Origin of the sequence: Streptomyces sp. NPDC048291 (assembly GCF_043201715.1) — a bacterium.
GTDB lineage: Bacteria > Actinomycetota > Actinomycetes > Streptomycetales > Streptomycetaceae > Streptomyces.
Window position 1 is genome coordinate 38,971 of record NZ_JBICZC010000024.1, and the last position, 18,661, is coordinate 57,631.

The window sequence follows — 18,661 nt, forward strand, 5'->3', positions numbered from 1 at the left end:
CGGGAGGAAACGCGGCCGGGCACCCGGAACCGCCCGGGCCCACGCGCGGTCAGCGCACCCGTGCCGTGGTCCCCCGGACGACCAGGGTGGGCGCGAGGACGATCTCGCGGGGCTCCCCGCGGTCCTCGTCGAGGCGTCGCACGGCGGCGGTGACCGCCTGACGGGCCTGCTCCCGGGGGTTCTGGCTGACGGTGGTGAGGTCGAAGCAGCTCAGCCGGGAGAGGGTGTCGTCGTCGTACCCGGCGACGGAGACGGTCCCGGGGACGTCCACCCCGGCCGACCGGAGGGCGGTCAGCAGGCCGATGGCGCTCTGGTCGTTGTAGGCCACGACGGCGGTCGGCAGGACGCCGTCGTCGAGGAGGCGCCTGCCCACGGCCTCGCCGGCCTCCTCGGTGCTGCCGCCGGGCAGCACCCGGACGTGCTCGTGCAGGCCGTGCCGGCGCATGGCGCCCCGGTAGCCGCCGCGGCGGTCGGTGGCGATGACGCCCCTGCCGCCGTCGGCATGGGCGATCGCGCGGTGCCCGAGGCCCACCAGGTGGTCGACGATCCGGCTCACCCCGTCGTCGTCGGCGCTGCGGACGACGTCCGGGCCGGCGCCGGTGATCCGGCGGCCCACGCCGACGACGGGCGCCCTGCGGTCGAGGTCGGCGAGGGCGGCGGCGGAGGACACCGGCCCGAGCAGGATCAGCGCCTCGCAGCGGAACGCGAGCAGGGTCTCGACGGCCGTGCTCTCGTCCCGGGTCCGGGTCAGGGCGCTCAGCACGAGGTCGTAGCCGACCTCCTCGGCGGCGACGTGCAGGTGCTCGACCAGTTCGGCGTGGAAGGGGCTGTGCACGTCGACCACGACGCCGAGCAGCCGGCTGCGCCTGCTGGCCAGGGCGCTCGCGGTGCGGTCGGGGCGGTAGCCGAGCTCGGCGGCCGCCTTGAGGACCCGCTGCCGGGTGCGCTCGCTGGGTCCGGCCACGCCCCGCAGCACCAGGGAGACCGAGGCCGTCGACAGGCCGACGCGGGCCGCGACGTCCTCCAGCCGTGGGCGTACGGCCGGCCCCCCGGTGCCGCCCGCCGGGACGGCGGAGCCGGGCTCGTCCACACGACCTCCCGTGGGTGCGCGGTGGCGTCCTTGGCGGTTGCCTGTGAGGTCACTGATGGTAGCAGTTCTTAAAACGCTTTAAGATCTTGTTCCGCCGAGGTGGCGACCGTGAAGGCCCGGTAGCAACTGCGAAGAGTCGGTGAAGTCCCTGACGTGGGCGGCCGGTTGCTCCCCGTCCGGTGGGCCCCGCCCCGATCCCCGGCCCGCCGGGCGGCCCCAACTCCCGCCGCACTGCCCTGACCTGGGGTAACGGTCGCGTGCCGCGCACTCTTGGGTGACACCGGAAACCGACCTCAACTCCCTTCTTGTCCATACGTCTTGACGTATCCGGCCACTACGCGTTTGCTTCCTTCACACCATCGGTTGCGCATGACGCTCCCCCACCCGGAAGGCGCCTGATGTGAGCGTTTCCACCCGCCGCGGGATCCCCATGCCCCGCCTCGCGATGCCCCTGGCCGCCGCCGCGTCCGCGCTCACGCTCTCCGCGTGCGGTGTCGTCGACGGCATCGGCGGGGGCGGCGACACCGCGTCCGTGAAGAAGGGCGACGACGTCACGGTCGGGCTGCTCCTGCCCGACAAGGACACCGCACGGTTCGCGAACTTCGACCACCCCATCATCGAGAAGGAGGTCGCCTCCCTCACCCATGGCAAGGGCAAGGTCGACTACGCCAACGCCGAGGCGAGCGCGGCCACCCAGAGCAGGCAGTTCCGGCGGATGGTGGACCGGAAGGTGGACGTCATCCTGGTCGACGCGGTGGACGCCGCGGCCATCGCACCGGACGTCCGCAAGGCCAAGGCCGCCGGCATCCCCGTCATCGCCTACGACCGGCTCGCGCAGGGCCCGATCGACGCCTACGTCTCGCACGACAACGAACTCGTCGGCGAGGTCCAGGGCCGCGCCATCATCGGGGCGCTCGGCGGCAGGGCGGCGAGCAGCGAGGTCGTCATGATGAACGGCGACCCCGCGGACCCGAACACGGCCAGTTTCAAGAAGGGCGCCCTCAGCGAACTGAAGAACAAGGTCCGCATCGCCGAGGAGTACGACACCGACAAGTGGTCGCCCGACGTCGCCGAGGCCAACATGAAGAAGGCGATCCGGGCCGTCGGCCTCGACAGGATTGCCGCCGTCTACTCGGCCAACGACGGAATGGCCGGCGCCGTCATAGACGCCCTGAAGGCGGCGGGCGCCACCACGATCCCCCCGGTGACCGGGCAGGACGCGAACCTGGACGCGGTGCAGCGGGTCGTCTCGGGCGAGCAGTACATGACCGTGTACAAGTCGTTCCTGGACGAGGCCACCGACGCCGCGCAGATGGCGGTGTACAAGGTGCAGGGCCGCGACATCCAGTACGACGCGCTGGCCCAGGACAAGGTCGACAGCCCGACCGACAAGGACATCCCCGCGACGCTCGTCCCGGTGGTCGCCCTCACGAAGGACAACATCCAGGACACCGTGATCGCCGACGGCGTCTACACCGTGGGGCAGATCTGCACGCCGAAGTACCGGTCGGCTTGCGCCGCGATCGGACTGAAGTAGCCGGTCGGGCACTTCGTGAGAAGTCTGCGGCGCCGTCGTGGCTGGTCGCGCCCACGCGGCGGAGCCGCATATCGATACAGCCCCGCGCCCCTTAGGGGGCGCCAGGGCGGCCCGGGGACGGTGGCGTCGCGAGGAACTCCACCACCGCCAGTACGAACAGCAGGCACAGGGCGATGCCGACCACGACCCAGCCGGTGGGGTAGGGCCAGAGCAGGTAGGCGAGGACCGCCGCGGCCACCAGGAGCCAGGTGATCCAGGTGCGGTGGCGGCGGACGAAGGGGCCGGTCGGTCCGGTGTGCAGTCCTGCGTGGTCGGCGGTGCCGCGTACCGCGCCGATCCCGGAGATCCACAGGCCCCGGACCAGTCCGGCGTACCGGCCGGGGCCGGAGAGCCAGGCGGCCAGGGCGACGACGACGGCGAGGGCCACCACCATGCGGACTCCGGTGCGCAGGAAGTGGGTCAGCGCGTCGTAGACGGCGGCTGCCGCGCCCGGGGAGACGCTCGCGGGCAGCCGGTCCAGGTAGAACACGCGGAACACGCGCAGCCCGATGCCGAGCAGCCCGGTGGTGACCGCGACCCCGAGGCAGCCCGTCACCAGGGCCCGGCGCCGCCGGACCGCCAGCAGCACCCCGGCGGCGACCAGCAGCACAGCCAGCACGGGCAGCCAGTTCCCGGCGAGTTGCAGCAGCCGTACGTAGGTCTTGACCTTGCCGACCTGGTCGGACCTGGCGAGGGTGAAGTCGGTGTGCACGGCGGGGATGTGCGCGGCGGGGGTCAGCCCGGCGTCGACGAGGCGCTGCTTGACCTGGTCCACGAGGGGGCCGATGTCGAGGGTGACGCTGTCGTTCGTCAGCTGTACCGCGCCGCCGCCGCTGCCGGTGAGGGCCTTGTCGAGGCTGCTGTGGATCCGGCGGTTGGCGTCGGTCCAGACGGTCCGGAACGCGTCGGACGCGGCGACCTCGCGGGCCTTGTCGTGGACGAAGCTGCGGACGGCCCCTTCGAGCGCGTCACCGAGTCTGCCGCCCAGCGCCTGCTGAAGACGGGGCCGGTCCGCGGGGGCCACGTCGGCGAGCAGGGCGGGCAGGTCGAGGTGGGACATGAGGGCGTCGGTGGCCCGGTTGGCCACGGCGTTCTGCACGTCGGCGTCGGAGGCGAGCGGGGCGACCGTGCTGACGTAGCGGTCGGTGTCGCCCACCTGGTCGGCCGCCCACGAGGCGACCACGGAGAGCGGGGCGAGCAGGCAGCCGACGACGACCAGGACGACGGCGAGCAGGGACCTGCCGCGGTGCCGGGGCGGCCGGGCCCGTTCGCCCTCCAGGGCGGCGACCCGGGCCCGCAGCTCCCGTACGTCGTCGGAGCGGTCCCCGGCACCCTCGTCGTGCGCGCTGTCCTCCGCCACCCGTACCTCCCGCTCGATCCGGCCCTCCTGCCAGCCGAACCGCCGGGGAGCACGCACGCGAGCAGGAGAGGGCCGTCCGGGCTACGGACCTCCCACGAGGGCGGGAGACGCCCCCGCATACGACGGCGCCCCGTGCCCGGCGAGGGCACGAGGCGCCGTGACGACCGTAGGAGGAACTACTTCACCGGCTCCGGCTCCGGCTCGCTCTCCTGCTCCGCGGTGCCGGCCGGGTCGACCGGCGTCCTGACGGAGTCGAGGAGCAGCTGGGCCACGTCCACGACGGTGATGGACTCCTTGGCCTTGCCGTCGTTCTTCTTGCCGTTGACCGAGTCGGTGAGCATGACCAGGCAGAACGGGCAGGCGGTGGAGACGATGTCGGGGTTCACCGACAGGGCTTCGTCGACGCGCTCGTTGTTGATGCGCTTGCCGATCCGCTCTTCCATCCACATCCGCGCGCCGCCGGCGCCGCAGCAGAAGCCGCGTTCCTTGTGGCGGTGCATCTCCTCGTTGCGCAGGCCCGGGACGCTGGCGATGATCTCGCGCGGGGGCGTGTAGATCTTGTTGTGGCGGCCCAGGTAGCAGGGGTCGTGGTAGGTGATGATGCCCTCGACCGGGGTGACCGGGACCAGCTTGCCCTCGTCGACGAGGTGCTGGAGCAGCTGGGTGTGGTGGACGACCTCGTAGTCGCCGCCGAGCTGCGGGTACTCGTTGCCGATGGTGTTGAGGCAGTGCGGGCAGGTCGCGACGATCTTCTTGGCCGACCTGGGCTTGGCGGACTCGGGGACCACCTTGCCGTCGTCGTCGAGCTCCTCGCCGAACGCCATGTTCAGCGCCATGACGTTCTCCATGCCGAGCTCCTGGAACAGGGGCTCGTTGCCGAGGCGGCGGGCGGAGTCGCCGGTGCACTTCTCGTCGCCGCCCATGATCGCGAACTTGACGCCCGCGATGTGCAGCAGCTCGGCGAAGGCCTTGGTGGTCTTCTTGGCGCGGTCCTCGAGGGAGCCGGCGCAGCCGACCCAGTACAGGTACTCGACCTCGGTGAGGTCCTCGATGTCCTGGCCGACGACCGGGACCTCGAAGTCGACCTCCTTGAGCCACTCCAGGCGCTGCTTCTTGGCCAGGCCCCAGGGGTTGCCCTTCTTCTCCAGGTTCTTGAGCATCGTGCCCGCCTCGGACGGGAACGCGGACTCGATCATCACCTGGTAGCGGCGCATGTCCACGATGTGGTCGACGTGCTCGATGTCGACCGGGCACTGCTCGACGCAGGCACCGCAGGTGGTGCAGGACCACAGCACGTCCGGGTCGATGACGCCGTTCTCCTCGGCGGTGCCGATCAGCGGTCGCTCGGCCTCCGCGAGGGCGGCGGCGGGGACCCCGGCCAGCTGCTCCTCGGACGCCTTCTCCTCGCCCTCGGCGGTCTTGCCGCCGCCGGCCAGCAGGTAGGGCGCCTTGGCGTGCGCGTTGTCCCGCAGGGACATGATCAGCAGCTTCGGGGAGAGGGGCTTGCCGGTGTTCCAGGCCGGGCACTGCGACTGGCAGCGGCCGCACTCGGTGCAGGTCGAGAAGTCGAGCAGGCCCTTCCAGGAGAACTGCTCCACCTGGGAGACGCCGAAGACGTCGTCGTCACCGGGGTCGGTGAAGTCGATCGGCTTGCCGCCCGAGGTCATCGGGAGCAGCCCGCCCAGCGAGGTCCCGCCCGTCGCGTTCCGCTTGAACCAGATGTTCGGGAAGGCCAGGAAGCGGTGCCAGGCGACGCCCATGTCGGTCTTCAGGGCGACCACGATCATCCAGATGAACGAGGTCGCGATCTTCAGGCCGGCGAAGAAGTAGGTGAGGTTCTGGAGCGTGGAGACGTCCATGCCCCGGAACCAGGACACCACCGGGTACGAGATGAAGAACGACGCCTCGTAGGAGTCCACGTGGTGCTGGGCGCCCTCCAGGGCGTGCAGCGTGAAGATGCAGACGCCGACGATCAGGATGACCGTCTCGACGAAGTACGCCTGGCCGAAGTTGGAGCCGGCGAAGCGGGACTTGCGGCCGGGCCGGTTCGGCTTGCTCAGCTGGCGGATGACGATCAGCACCAGGATGCCGAGGACCGTCATGGTGCCGATGAACTCGACGAACATGTTGTACGGCGCCCAGTCGCCGATGACCGGCAGGATCCAGTCGGCCTGGAACAGCTGGCCGACGGCGTTGACGATCGTCAGGAGCAGGGAGAAGAAGCCGACCGCGACGAACCAGTGCGCCACGCCCACGATGCCCCAGCGGTTCATCCGGGTGTGGCCGAGGAACTCCCTGACCACGGTGACGGTCCGCTGGACGGGCTCGTCGGTGCGGGTGCCGGCGGGCACGTTCTGGCCGAGCCGCAGGAAGTTGTAGATCTGCAGCACGGCGCGGGCGAACAACGCCACGCCGACCACGATCAGTACCAGCGACACGATGATCGCGGCGAGTTGCATGGGGGCTCCTCGGGCCTGCGAGGGGTGGTCTCTTCGGGTCTCTTTCCAGAGGGTTCCCGAAATTACTAAGCGGTAACTTATGCAGTCCGTTCGAGACTACCCGCATCTTTACCCGCACTGTAGCCAGGTGCGGGGTGATCTGGATCGCTGAGGCTTGCCTGGGCGGTACGCCCCAACCCGATCGTGTTATTCGTACAGAATTGTTACATTTAGGTCTAATTTGGACCTGTGCTCTACGGGATCGCCGCCGCCACCACCGCCTTCCTGCTCGCCGCCTTCCTCGCCGCGCTGATCCGCCCGTGTGCCCTGCGGATCGGGCTCGTCGACCGGCGGCGGGCCCGGCGGGTGCCCGCGCTGGGCGGCTTCGCCGTGGTCGGCGCCACCTGCCTGGTCGCGTTCGCCGGCGACTGGACCGGCGTCGCCCCGCTCGGCACCGGCGTCGGGGAGCTGGTGGCCGCCGGGGGAGCCGTCGCGCTGCTCGGGGTGGTCGCCGACGTGTGGCGGCTGAAGACGCGGTTCCTGCTCTTCGGTACGGCGGTGGCAGCCGCCTGCGTGGTGCCGTACGGCGAGTTCGGGATCGTCGGCGGGGTGCTCGGCGCGGGCTGGATCGCCTTCGTCGCCGTCGCCTTCAAGGGGCTGGACCACGCGGACGGGCTGGCCGGGACCGTCGGGGTGGTGACCGCCTTCGGGGTCGGGGCCTGTGCCGCCGCCGAGGTGATGGACGGGCTCGCGGTGCTGCTGAGCGTGCTCGCGGCGGCGCTCACCGGGTTCCTGCTGCACAACTGGGCGCCCGCGCGGATCGCCCTCGGCGCCACCGGCTCCCTGTTCACCGGGTTCGTGCTGGCCGCCGCCGCGCTGGTCACCCGGTCCGGGTACGACCCCGCCGCCAGCGCGGGCGTGCTGTTCGCGCTCACCGCCGTGGCGAGCGCCGACGTCCTGCTCGTCGTGCTCTCGCGGCTCCTCGCCGGGCGGCCGGTGCTGCGGCGCGGGCCCGACCATCTCGCGCACCGGCTGCGGCGCCTCGGGCTCACCTCGCAGCGGGCGACCGTCGCCCTCGGTGCCGCGTCCTTCGCCGGGGTGCTCGTCGGGGTGCTCGTGCACGGCGGCTGGGTGGCCCGTACCGGCGCCACCTGCGTCGCCTGCGTCACCTTCAGCATCGTGCTGCTACTCCTTCGGGTGCCGGTGTACGGGCCCAGGAACGCCGTATCAACGCAGGTCAGCGGGCACTTGCGTGTAAGGAACGGATAAGACTTGAGTCTGCTCCACTCAGGTCTGTTGACCCAGGGCGAAGCTTGATGCACACTTGAGTCCGTTCCACTCAAGTCAGCTGGAGGAAATCACCATGGCACGTGCGGTCGGCATCGACCTGGGCACGACTAACTCCGTCGTCAGCGTTCTTGAAGGCGGCGAGCCCACCGTCATCACCAACGCCGAGGGTGCCCGGACCACGCCGTCCGTCGTCGCCTTCGCGAAGAACGGCGAAGTCCTCGTCGGCGAGGTCGCCAAGCGCCAGGCGGTCACCAACGTCGACCGGACCATCCGGTCCGTGAAGCGGCACATGGGCACCGACTGGAAGATCCAGCTGGACGGGAAGGACTTCAACCCCCAGCAGATCTCCGCCTTCATCCTGCAGAAGCTCAAGCGGGACGCCGAGGCCTACCTGGGCGAGAAGGTGACCGACGCGGTCATCACCGTCCCGGCCTACTTCAACGACTCCGAGCGTCAGGCGACGAAGGAGGCCGGCGAGATCGCGGGCCTGAACGTCCTGCGCATCGTCAACGAGCCGACCGCCGCCGCGCTGGCGTACGGCCTCGACAAGGACGACCAGACGATCCTCGTCTTCGACCTCGGTGGCGGCACCTTCGACGTGTCCCTCCTGGAGATCGGTGACGGCGTCGTCGAGGTGAAGGCCACCAACGGCGACAACCACCTCGGTGGTGACGACTGGGACCAGCGCGTCGTCGACTACCTGGTCAAGCAGTTCGCGGCCGGCCACGGCGTGGACCTCGGCAAGGACAAGATGGCCCTCCAGCGCCTCCGCGAGGCCGCCGAGAAGGCCAAGATCGAGCTGTCCTCCTCCACGGAGACCTCGATCAACCTGCCGTACATCACCGCCTCCGCCGAGGGCCCCCTGCACCTCGACGAGAAGCTCACCCGCGCCCAGTTCCAGCAGCTGACCGCGGACCTCCTGGAGCGCTGCAAGACGCCGTTCCACAACGTCATCAAGGACGCCGGCATCAACCTCGGCGAGATCGACCACGTCGTTCTCGTCGGCGGCTCCACCCGCATGCCCGCCGTCGCCGAGCTCGTCAAGGAGCTGACCGGCGGCAAGGACGCCAACAAGGGCGTGAACCCGGACGAGGTCGTCGCCATCGGCGCCGCGCTCCAGGCCGGTGTCCTCAAGGGCGAGGTCAAGGACGTCCTGCTCCTCGACGTCACCCCGCTGTCCCTCGGTATCGAGACCAAGGGCGGCATCATGACCAAGCTCATCGAGCGGAACACGACGATCCCGACCAAGCGGTCCGAGATCTTCACCACCGCCGAGGACAACCAGCCCTCCGTCCAGATCCAGGTCTACCAGGGCGAGCGCGAGATCGCGGCGTACAACAAGAAGCTCGGCATGTTCGAGCTGACCGGTCTGCCGCCGGCCCCGCGCGGGGTCCCGCAGATCGAGGTCGCCTTCGACATCGACGCCAACGGCATCATGCACGTGACCGCGAAGGACCTGGGCACGGGCAAGGAGCAGAAGATGACCGTCACCGGCGGCTCCTCGCTGCCGAAGGACGAGGTCGACCGGATGCGCCAGGAGGCCGAGCAGTACGCGGAGGAGGACCACCGCCGCCGCGAGGCCGCCGAGACCCGCAACCAGGGCGAGCAGCTCGTCTACCAGACGGAGAAGTTCCTCAAGGACAACGAGGACAAGGTCCCCGGCGAGATCAAGACCGAGGTCGAGGCCTCCCTTGAGGAGCTCAAGGAGACCCTCAAGGGCGAGGACACCGCCGAGATCCGCACCGCCACCGAGAAGGTCGCGGCCGTCTCCCAGAAGCTGGGCCAGGCCATGTACGCCGACGCCCAGGCCTCCGGTGCCGCGGCCGGCGGTGCCCCCGCCGGTGACGCCGCGGACGACGTGGTGGACGCCGAGATCGTCGACGACGAGCGCAAGGACGGTGCCGCGTGACGGAGGAGACCCCGGGCTTCGAGGAGAAGCCCGACGTCCCCTCCGGCGCCACCCCCGACGACGCCGGGCCGAAGGCCGCTCCCTCCCAGGGGGCGGCCCCGGCCGGGGACGCAAGCGCACAGCTGGCCGGTCTGACCGCGCAGCTGGACCAGGTACGCACCGCGCTCGGCGAGCGCACCGCGGACCTCCAGCGCCTCCAGGCCGAGTACCAGAACTACCGCCGCCGGGTGGAGCGCGACCGGATCACGGTCCGGGAGATCGCCATCGCGAACCTCCTGACCGAACTCCTGCCCGTGCTCGACGACATCGGCCGGGCCCGGGAACACGGCGAACTGGTCGGCGGTTTCAAGTCGGTGGCCGAGTCGCTGGAGACGGTCGCGGCGAAGATGGGCCTGCAGCAGTTCGGCAAGGAGGGCGAGCCCTTCGACCCGACGATCCACGAGGCGCTGATGCACAGCTACGCGCCGGACGTCACCGAGACGACGTGCGTGGCCATCCTGCAGCCGGGGTATCGCATCGGCGAGCGCACCATCCGCCCCGCGCGGGTGGCGGTCGCCGAACCGCAGCCGGGAGCGACGGCGGTGAAGGGCGAGGGGACCGAAGAGGCCCCCGCGGCCGGGGACGAGAAGGACAACGGCCCTGAGGAGGGCTGACGTAATAAGTACCGAGCGGAAGGAGGGGCGTCGGGGATGAGCACCAAGGACTTCATCGAGAAGGACTACTACAAGGTCCTCGGCGTCCCCAAGGACGCCACCGAGGCCGAGATCAAGAAGGCGTACCGGAAGCTCGCCCGCGAGTTCCACCCGGACGCCAACAAGGGCAACGCCAAGGCCGAGGAGCGCTTCAAGGAGATCTCCGAGGCGAACGACATACTCGGCGACCCCAAGAAGCGCAAGGAGTACGACGAGGCCCGCGCCCTCTTCGGCAACGGCGGGTTCCGCCCGGGACCGGGCGCGGGCGGCGGCAACTTCAACTTCGACCTGGGCGACCTCTTCGGCGGCAACGCCCAGGGCGGGGGCGGCTTCGGCGGGGGCGGCGGCGGCTTCAGCGACGTCCTGGGGGGCCTGTTCAACCGGGGCGGCGGCACGGCCGGCCGTACCCAGCCCAGGCGCGGCCAGGACATCGAGTCCGAGGTCACGCTCAGCTTCACGGAGGCCATCGAGGGCGCCACGGTCCCGCTGCGGATGTCCTCGCAGTCCCCGTGCAAGGCCTGTTCGGGCACCGGCGACAAGAACGGCACCCCGCGGGTGTGCCCGACCTGTGTCGGCACCGGACAGGTGGCGCGGGGCTCCGGCGGCGGCTTCTCGCTGACCGACCCCTGCCCCGACTGCAAGGGCCGCGGCCTGATCGCGGAGCACCCCTGCCTGGACTGCAAGGGCAGCGGCCGCGCCAAGTCGTCGCGCACCATGCAGGTCCGCATCCCCGCCGGGGTGACCGACGGCCAGCGCATCCGGCTGCGCGGCAAGGGCGCACCGGGCGAACGCGGCGGCCCCGCGGGCGACCTGTACGTCATGGTGCACGTGGACACCCACCCGGTGTTCGGCCGCAAGGAGGACAACCTCACGGTGACCGTCCCGGTTACCTTCACCGAGGCGGCGCTCGGCGGCGAGGTCAGGGTCCCGACCCTGGGCGGACCGCCGGTCACCCTGAAGCTGCCCCCGGGCACGCCCAACGGCCGCACCATGCGCGCCCGTGGCAAGGGCGCGGTCCGCAAGGACGGCACCCGCGGCGACCTGTTGGTCACCGTCGAGGTGAGTGTCCCGAAGGATCTGTCGGGGAATGCTCGTGACGCGCTGGAGGCGTATCGCGAGGCGACCGCGGGCGAGGACCCGCGGGCCGAGCTGTTCGAGGCCGCGAAGGGAGCATGACAGAGATGGACGGCCGTCGACGTAACCCTTATGAACTGACCGAGGAGACCCCGGTCTACGTCATTTCGGTGGCGGCCCAGCTCTCCGGACTGCACCCGCAGACGCTGCGCCAGTACGACCGCCTCGGCCTGGTCTCCCCGGACCGCACGGCCGGGCGGGGCCGGCGCTACTCGGCCCGCGACATCGAACTGCTCCGCCAGGTGCAGGCGCTGTCCCAGGACGAGGGCATCAACCTGGCCGGCATCAAGCGCATCATCGAACTGGAGAACCAGGTCATAGCGCTCCAGCAGCGCGTGGCCGAACTCCAGGCGGCCGTCGACGGCGCGGCGACCGCGATGCAGCAGCGCGAGGCCGCCGTCCACGCCTCCTACCGCCGCGACCTGGTCCCGTACCAGGAGGTCCAGCAGACCAGCGCGCTGGTGGTGTGGCGACCGAAGAAGGCCAAGGACTAGCAGCAGGCCGTGCGAAGGGGCCCGGAGGATTCTCCGGGCCCCTTCGTGTGTCACCGGCCGACGAAGAAGTTCAGCGACGAACTCTGCTCGCCCTGCCGCCCGTAGGCGTCCACGGCGTACACGGTCATCGTGCACGGCCCGTTGTAGGGAGACGTCCAGGAGAGGTTCCCGGTCGTCGACAGCAGGGTGCCGCTGCTCCCGCAGGCGCCGGCGACCTCCCAGGAGTACCCCTGGAGCCCGCGGTCCTCGTCGCCGGTACCCGGCGCGGCCGTCACCCTGATCGGGGAGCGGGCCGGGATCCCCTCGCTGACCAGGATGAGCTTCGGGGCGGCCGGGCCGGTCGCGGTGGCCGGGGAGAGCCGGTCGACGGTCAGCTCCGCCGAGGGCGCCGACTCGGCGCCGTCCCCGTCCACGGCGGCGACGTAGTAGTACGCCTTGTGCCGCGGGGCCGAGGTGTCCTCGTAGGACGCGTCGGCGCTGCTGCCCAGCAGGGTCCAGCCGCCGTTGGAGACGGTCCGCCGGTAGACCTGGTAGCCGGTGACGGCCGGGTCCTCGGACGGGGTCCAGCTCAGGCCGGTGGCGGCGTCCGCGGGGGTGCCCGTCAGGCCGGCCGGGGCGGCCACGGCGGAGGCGGCCGGGCGGGTCGCCGTCACGGCCGCCGACACCGGGGAGATGTTCCCGGCGGTGTCGACCGCCTGGACGGTGTAGGTGTAGGCCGTGCCGGCCTCCGCGGTGGCGTCGGTGTAGTCCGGGAGGCCCAGGAACTCGGGCCCGTCCGGGTCGGGCTCACCGGCCCGCGAGGCCCACAGCTCGTAGTGGTCGAGGTCCTTCGCCGAAGATGCCCGCCAGGTCACGACGTTGCCCGCGGTGCCCGCCCGGACGGCCACCCCGGTGACCCGCTCCGGAGCGGTGCGGTCGGCGGTGGTGACCTGCCGGTCGGCCGAGCCCGTCGACACGTTGCCCGCCTTGTCGTAGGCGCGCACCTCGTAGAAGTAGACCTTCCCGTCCACGGGCAGCGAGCTGTCGGTGTACGACGTGGCGCCGGTCGTCGCCAGTGGAGTGCCGAACGAGGCGCCCTGCGCGCGGCGGTAGACGCGGTAGCCGGAGAGGTCCATCTCCTTGTTCTTCGACCAGGTCAGCCCGGCCCTGCCGGTGACGGCGTCGTACGACACCGCCGTGCTGCCCGGGGCGAGGGGCTTGACCTTGTCGACGCTCGCCGAGGTGCGCGGTGTGTAGGCGAACCTGACCTTCGCGGCGCCGGTGAAGTTGGCGTAGTCGACGCGCAGGGTGTGCCTGCCGGACGGGACGGTCACGTTGACGGTCTTGGTGACCGTCGTGGTGGTGTTCTTCCACAGGTCGATGCGGCGGGTGCCGTCGACGTAGACCCGGATGCCGTCGAGGCCGGAGGCGGTGAGGGCGAAGGGGCCGCCGGAGCCGAAGTCGCGGGTGACGGTCCAGCGGACGCCGAAGCCGTCCTTGGGGAGGCCGGAGGCGGGGGGCGCCGCTCCAGCTCTCGTCGATCGCGGAGTCGCAGGCGGTTTTTTTCGGGGTGCCCTTGAACGTGGTGTTCGCGAACATCTGCCGTGTGAAGACCGGCGAGTTGCAGGTCGTGGCCGCCGACGCGGTCACGAAGGCGCCGCCGAGCAGTGTGCCGGCGGTGGCGAGCACGACGGTGACGGCCGCGCTGCGTCTGGCTTGGTTCATTCGATCCTCTGGTCGTATCCGAACGACGGGGGCAGTCGTTCCGGATGTCGACTCGTGAGGAAGCGCGTTGGTTGTACGGATCTTTGCCTACCCATGAACTCCCTTTGGATGGAGGGTCCGTAAAGAGTGTTTGGAGGGGGTTCCGCTCATCCTTCACAGGTGCAGCGGAGCGTGGTGTTGCGCACTCGTTAAGTAGTTCCGCTTGACGCCGGGTGTGACGTACGCGTTGGCTTTTCAGACATCTGGGTCGCAAAGCAGCCCACGTCCGGAACGCACCTGAAGTGAGCCCCCGTATGCGTCGTATAGCCATGTTTGTGGCCGCGTCCACGATGACCCTTTCGCTTGCCGGTTGCGGCGTGCTCAACGCGACAGGATCGTCGACGTCCGCGAGCCCGACGAAGGGCAACGACATCACGGTGGGCGTGCTGATGCCGGACAAGATCAACACCCGGTACACCAACTTCGACTACCCGATCATGTCGGCGAAGATCGCCGAGCTGACCAACAAGCAGGGCAAGGTCGACTACCAGAACGCCGCGTCGTCCGCCACCACGCAGGCGACGCAGATGCAGAAGATGATCGACGACAAGGTCGACGTGATCATCCTGGACTCCGTCGACGCGCACGCCATCGCGGGCACGGTGAAGAAGGCGAAGGCCGCGGGCATCCCGGTCATCGCCTACGACCGCCTCGCCGAGGGCCCGATCGACGCCTACGTCTCCTTCGACAACGAGCTGGTCGGCGAGGTCCAGGCCCGTACCCTCCTGGAGGGCATCGGGTCGAACGTCGACACCTCCGACAAGGTCGTCATGGTCAACGGCTCGCCGACCGACCCGAACGCCAAGCAGTTCAAGACGGGCGCCATGTCCGAGCTGAACGGCAAGGTGACGATCGCGGACTCGTACGACACCAAGGACTGGAACCCGGACATCGCCGAGCAGGAGGTCACCAAGGCGATCGGCTCGCTCGGCAAGGACAACATCGCCGCCGTCTACTCCGCCAACGACGCGATGGCCGGCGGCATCGTCAAGGCCCTCAAGGCGGCCGGCGTCACCGAGATGCCGCCGATCACCGGCCAGGACGCGGACCTCGAAGCCATCCAGCGGATCCTCATCGGCGAGCAGTACATGACCGTCTACAAGCCGTACCCGGACGAGGCCGAGGCCGCCGCCCAGATGGCCGTCTACAAGGTGCAGGGCAAGGACATCCAGTTCGACGCGCTCACCCAGGACACCGTCGACAGCCCGACCAACAAGGACATCCCGTCCCAGCTGGTACAGGTCAACGCCGTGACCAAGAGCAAGATCAAGGACACCGTCGTCGCGGACGGCATCTACAAGATCTCGCAGATCTGCACGGCCGCGTACAAGACCGCTTGCGCGGAGGCGGGGCTCAAGTAGGCCCTGCCCAAGGGGGCGGACGGGGGGTGGGTCGCTTACCGGCGCTTGCCGGGTGCCGCTTCGCCCACCCGTGCCGCCCTGCGGCACGCCTGCCCGCGGCTGGGTAGCCCCGCAAGGGGTGCGGGGAACTGCGTGAGCAGCCCCCACGCTCCCGCGGGCGGCTACGCGACCCTCGTGAACTCCACGGTGACCTCCGGTGCCCCTCCCGGCACCCCCCGGTAGATCCCCTTGTGCGGGGTGACGTCGTCGTAGTCGCGGCCCCGCCCCACCACCACGTGGTCCTCCCCGGCCCGCACCCGGTTCGTCGGGTCGTACCCGCACCAGTCGCCGGCCCAGTACTCGATCCACGCGTGGCTCTGCCCGGCGACGGGCCGGTTCGGCTCCGCCTCCCGCTCCGGGTGCAGGTACCCGGAGACGTACCGGGCCGGCAGCCCCAGCCCCCGCAGCAGGGCGATGGTGAGGTGGGTGATGTCCTGGCAGACGCCCGCCCGCTGGGCCCACGCCTCCGCGGGGGAGGTGTTCACGCCGGTCGCGCCCGGCAGGTAGGCCACGCGGTCGGCGACCAGCTCCGAGACGGCCACCGCGGCCTCGTGCGGGCCCAGCCCCTCCGCGGCGGCCAGCGCCTTCCGCACCAGCTTCTTCGGCACCGAGGTGCGAGCCGTCGGGTTCATGAGTTCCAACAGCCGTGACCCCGATGCCCGTTCGGCCAGCTCCGCCCACCCCGGCGCGGCCGGCAGCGGCCCCGGCGCCGTCGTCTCCACCAGGCTCGACGCGGTGATCGTCAGGTCCTCGTGCGGCTCAAGCAGGTCGAAGCCGGTGACCTGGGTGCCCCAGTAGTCCCAGTACGACCAGACGGCGGTCGCCGGCTGCACCGTGACCCGCGCGTCCAGCGTGGTCTGCCCCGGCAGGGTCAGCGGGGTCATCCGGACCTCGTTGTGCGAGGAGGCCGCGGGCTGCGCGTAGGAGACCCGGGTGGTGTGCCGGATCCGGAGGCGACGAGCCATCTCAGGCTCCTTCCTGGGCCCACTCGACGGGCCCCTGGTACGGGAAGAACCGCTCCGCCACCGCGTCGGCGCACGCCATGCAGGCCTGCTGGAGATCGCGCAGCAGGACCGGCAGCTGTGCCTCCAGGGAGGCGGTGTCGAGGTATTCGAGGCGGGTGCGGGCCCGCCCGACCGGGGAGCGGGCGGGGTCCTGGCGGGGCCGCCCGAGCGCGGCCAGGCACTCCTCGGCCGTGGTCAGCGCGTGCAGCGCCGAGCGCGGGAAGTCCCGGTCCAGGAGCAGGAATTCGGCCACCCGCGGGGTGTCGCCGAACCCGGTGTGCACCCGTGCGTACGCCTCGTCGGCGCCGCTCGCGCTGAGCAGCGTCGGCCAGTCCGGCGCGTGCGCCGCGTCCAGCACCCGCACCGAGAGCAGCCGTACGGTCATGTCCACCCGCTCCAGGCTCCGCCCGAGGACGACGAACCGCCAGCTGTCGTCCCGGCTCATGGTCGAGTCGGCGAGGCCGAAGAAGAGCGCGGCCCGGCTGCGGACCAGCTCCAGGTAGGCGTAGGGGCCGGTACGGCGGGCCGCGCGGCGCCGGTCGCCGAGCGCGTGCCAGGTGGAGTTGAGGCACTCCCACATCTCCGAGGAGACGGCCTCGCGGGCGCTGCGCGCGTTGAGCCGGGCGGCGCCAAGCGCGCCCTCGATGGAGCAGGTGGAGCGGGCGTCGAAGGCGAGCTGGTCCAGGACCTGCTGCATATCCACCCGTGCCGCGCCGGCGTCCACGCCGAGGATCGCGTACAGCGACCGGCAGGCCGCGTCCTCGTCGCGCCAGGGGTCCTCCAGCATCCGGTGCAGGTAGGCGTCGAGGATCCGCCCGGTGGCGTCGGCCCGTTCGACGTACCGCCCGGTCCAGGTCAGCGACTCGGCGATACGGGAGAGGATCACGTCGTTCACTGCTGCTGCGCTCCTTCCGGTACGACCGCACGGGTGCCGTCGGGGCCGAGGCGGCGCGGGGCGACGGCGGGGATCGGGCCCGCGTCGACCGGCTCGGGGCGTTCGGCGGGGCCCTCGGCGAGCACCCAGGTGTCCTTGGAGCCGCCGCCCTGGCTGGAGTTGACGATCAGGTTGCCCTCCTGGAGCGCGACCCGGGTGAGTCCGCCGGGCAGCACCCAGATGCCGTCGCCGTCGTTCACGGCGAACGGCCGCAGGTCAATGTGGCGCGGGGCCATCCGTTCACCCGAGAGGGTGGGGGAGGTGGAGAGGGCGACCGGGCGCTGGGCGATGAAGCCGCGCGGGTCGGCCGCCACGGCTTTGCGAGTGCGTTCCAGGGTCGCCCGGTCGGCCTTCGGGCCGATCACGATGCCCTGTCCGCCGGCCCCGTCGACGGGCTTCACGACCAGCTGGTCGAGCTGGTCGAGGACGGCCTCCAACTGGCCTGGTTCGTCGGGTCGGTAGGACTCCACGTTGGGAAGGACCGGCTCCTCCCCGAGGTAGTACCGGATCAGGTCCGGGACGTAGGTGTAGAGGAGTTTGTCGTCCGCGATGCCGTTGCCCACGGCGTTCGCGAGTGTGACGTTCCCCGCGATGGCGGCGCTCAGGATGCCGGGGCAGCCGATCACCGAGTCGGGGCGGAAGTGCAGCGGGTCGAGGAAGTCGTCGTCGAGGCGCCGGTACACGACGTGCACGGGCACCTCGCCGCGGGTCGTGCGCATCCAGACCCGGTTGCTCCGGCACACCAGGTCGTGCCCCTCCACCAGCTGCACGCCCATCAGCCGGGCCAGCAGGGCGTGTTCGAAGTAGGCCGCGTTGCTCGGCCCGGGGGTGAGGACGACCACCCGGGGATCGCTCGCCGCCCCGCCCGGCGCGGCGGCCCGGAGGGCGGCGAGCAGCCGCCCCGGGTACCCGTCCACCGGCAGCACGTGCTGCTCGGCGAAGAGCGAGGGGAAGACCCGGGTCATCGCCCTGCGGTTCTCGATGACGTACGACACCCCGCTCGGCACCCGCACGTTGTCCTCGAGGACCCGGAACGCGCCGGCCTCGTCGCGGACCAGGTCGATTCCGGCCACATGGATGCGCACCCCGCCGGGTGGCTCCACCGCGTGTGCCGCCCGGTGGAAGTGCGGTGAGCCAAGGAGCAGCCGCCACGGGACCACCTCATCCTCGAAGGCCCGCGCGTGTCCGTAGGCGTCGGCCAGATAGGCCTCCAGGGCCCGCACGCGCTGGGCCACGCCTCTTCGTATGAGATCCCATTCCAGGGCGTCGAGGATTCTCGGCACCAGGTCCAGGGGCCAGGGCCGTTCCTCGCCCGCGAAGGCGTAGGTCACCCCCCGGTCGGTGAAGGCCCGGGCCATCTGGTCGGCCCGGAACCGCAGTTCACTCGGTTCGATCGGCTGGAGCGCAGCCAGTACCGGCTCATAGGCGGTCCTGACCTCACCCGGCCGCACAAACATCTCGTCCCACGCGTCGGCCAACGCGTACGCGTCGAATATGTCCGCCATGCAGGGACGTTAGAGCGGGCACGTAACGCGGCGATCACTGGCGGATTTCGGGGATTCGCCGGGACCGCCGCGTCACGCGCCCGCGAGCGACC

At 70.8% G+C, this 18,661-nt stretch carries 15 protein-coding genes; 8 read left to right on the plus strand and 7 right to left on the minus strand.

Annotated elements, in window-relative coordinates:
* Positions 1–49: 49 nt before the first annotated feature.
* Positions 50–1,090 carry a LacI family DNA-binding transcriptional regulator gene (locus ACGF5O_RS46030; RefSeq protein ID WP_393815924.1) on the minus strand — a complete coding sequence of 347 codons (1,041 nt, stop codon included), beginning with the start codon at positions 1,088–1,090 and terminating at the stop codon, positions 50–52.
* 430 nt (positions 1,091–1,520) lie between these two features.
* Between ACGF5O_RS46030 and ACGF5O_RS46035 the strand changes: the two genes are divergently transcribed.
* On the plus strand, positions 1,521–2,627 hold the full coding sequence (locus ACGF5O_RS46035; protein ID WP_393815995.1) for a sugar ABC transporter substrate-binding protein: 1,107 nt from the start codon (positions 1,521–1,523) through the stop codon (positions 2,625–2,627).
* A gap of 91 nt (positions 2,628–2,718) precedes the next feature.
* On the opposite strand, the gene ACGF5O_RS46040 is transcribed toward ACGF5O_RS46035, so the two are convergent.
* On the minus strand, positions 2,719–4,026 hold the full coding sequence (locus ACGF5O_RS46040) for a hypothetical protein (protein WP_393815996.1): 1,308 nt from the start codon (positions 4,024–4,026) through the stop codon (positions 2,719–2,721).
* 176 nt (positions 4,027–4,202) lie between these two features.
* Positions 4,203–6,485: a (Fe-S)-binding protein gene (locus ACGF5O_RS46045; RefSeq protein ID WP_393815925.1), complete on the minus strand. Its 2,283-nt coding sequence runs from the start codon at positions 6,483–6,485 to the stop codon at positions 4,203–4,205.
* A 228-nt stretch (positions 6,486–6,713) separates the two neighbouring features.
* Between ACGF5O_RS46045 and ACGF5O_RS46050 the strand changes: the two genes are divergently transcribed.
* The 5 genes from ACGF5O_RS46050 (at position 6,714) to ACGF5O_RS46070 (ending at position 11,983) form a co-directional block, all read left to right on the plus strand.
* On the plus strand, positions 6,714–7,733 hold the full coding sequence (locus ACGF5O_RS46050) for an MraY family glycosyltransferase (RefSeq protein WP_393815926.1): 1,020 nt from the start codon (positions 6,714–6,716) through the stop codon (positions 7,731–7,733).
* A 94-nt stretch (positions 7,734–7,827) separates the two neighbouring features.
* Positions 7,828–9,663: a molecular chaperone DnaK gene (gene dnaK, locus ACGF5O_RS46055; protein ID WP_359206418.1), complete on the plus strand. Its 1,836-nt coding sequence runs from the start codon at positions 7,828–7,830 to the stop codon at positions 9,661–9,663.
* Positions 9,660–10,316, plus strand: coding sequence for a nucleotide exchange factor GrpE (grpE, locus tag ACGF5O_RS46060; RefSeq protein ID WP_393815927.1), 657 nt, complete (start codon positions 9,660–9,662; stop codon positions 10,314–10,316). Before dnaK ends, grpE begins: the two co-directional genes overlap by 4 nt.
* A gap of 36 nt (positions 10,317–10,352) precedes the next feature.
* Positions 10,353–11,531 carry a molecular chaperone DnaJ gene (dnaJ, locus tag ACGF5O_RS46065; RefSeq protein WP_393815928.1) on the plus strand — a complete coding sequence of 393 codons (1,179 nt, stop codon included), beginning with the start codon at positions 10,353–10,355 and terminating at the stop codon, positions 11,529–11,531.
* Positions 11,532–11,536: 5 nt separating this feature from the next.
* Complete coding sequence (locus ACGF5O_RS46070; protein WP_351713617.1) at positions 11,537–11,983, plus strand: heat shock protein transcriptional repressor HspR; 447 nt, start codon at positions 11,537–11,539, stop codon at positions 11,981–11,983.
* 50 nt (positions 11,984–12,033) lie between these two features.
* Here ACGF5O_RS46070 and ACGF5O_RS46075 read toward each other — a convergent pair whose 3' ends face one another.
* Entirely contained in the window at positions 12,034–13,296 is a 1,263-nt protein-coding gene (locus ACGF5O_RS46075) for a fibronectin type III domain-containing protein (RefSeq protein WP_393815929.1), read from the minus strand.
* Positions 13,297–13,544: 248 nt separating this feature from the next.
* Here ACGF5O_RS46075 and ACGF5O_RS46080 point away from each other — a divergent pair, with 248 nt between their 5' ends.
* The gene (locus ACGF5O_RS46080; RefSeq protein ID WP_393815930.1) at positions 13,545–13,745 is read left to right on the plus strand and encodes a hypothetical protein; all 201 of its coding nucleotides are present in this window, start codon (positions 13,545–13,547) and stop codon (positions 13,743–13,745) included.
* A gap of 235 nt (positions 13,746–13,980) precedes the next feature.
* Positions 13,981–15,087, plus strand: a complete 1,107-nt coding sequence (locus tag ACGF5O_RS46085; protein ID WP_393815931.1) for a sugar ABC transporter substrate-binding protein — start codon at positions 13,981–13,983, stop codon at positions 15,085–15,087.
* Positions 15,088–15,248: 161 nt separating this feature from the next.
* Here ACGF5O_RS46085 and ACGF5O_RS46090 read toward each other — a convergent pair whose 3' ends face one another.
* The 3 genes from ACGF5O_RS46090 to ACGF5O_RS46100 are packed head-to-tail and all read right to left on the minus strand — an operon-like array spanning position 15,249 to position 18,569.
* On the minus strand, positions 15,249–16,091 hold the full coding sequence (locus ACGF5O_RS46090; RefSeq protein ID WP_393815932.1) for a transglutaminase N-terminal domain-containing protein: 843 nt from the start codon (positions 16,089–16,091) through the stop codon (positions 15,249–15,251).
* A 1-nt stretch (position 16,092) separates the two neighbouring features.
* Complete coding sequence (locus ACGF5O_RS46095; RefSeq protein ID WP_393815933.1) at positions 16,093–17,025, minus strand: alpha-E domain-containing protein; 933 nt, start codon at positions 17,023–17,025, stop codon at positions 16,093–16,095.
* A complete protein-coding gene (locus ACGF5O_RS46100) occupies positions 17,022–18,569 on the minus strand; it encodes a circularly permuted type 2 ATP-grasp protein (RefSeq protein WP_393815934.1) in 1,548 nt (515 codons plus the stop codon). Before ACGF5O_RS46100 ends, ACGF5O_RS46095 begins: the two co-directional genes overlap by 4 nt.
* Positions 18,570–18,661: the final 92 nt, after the last annotated feature.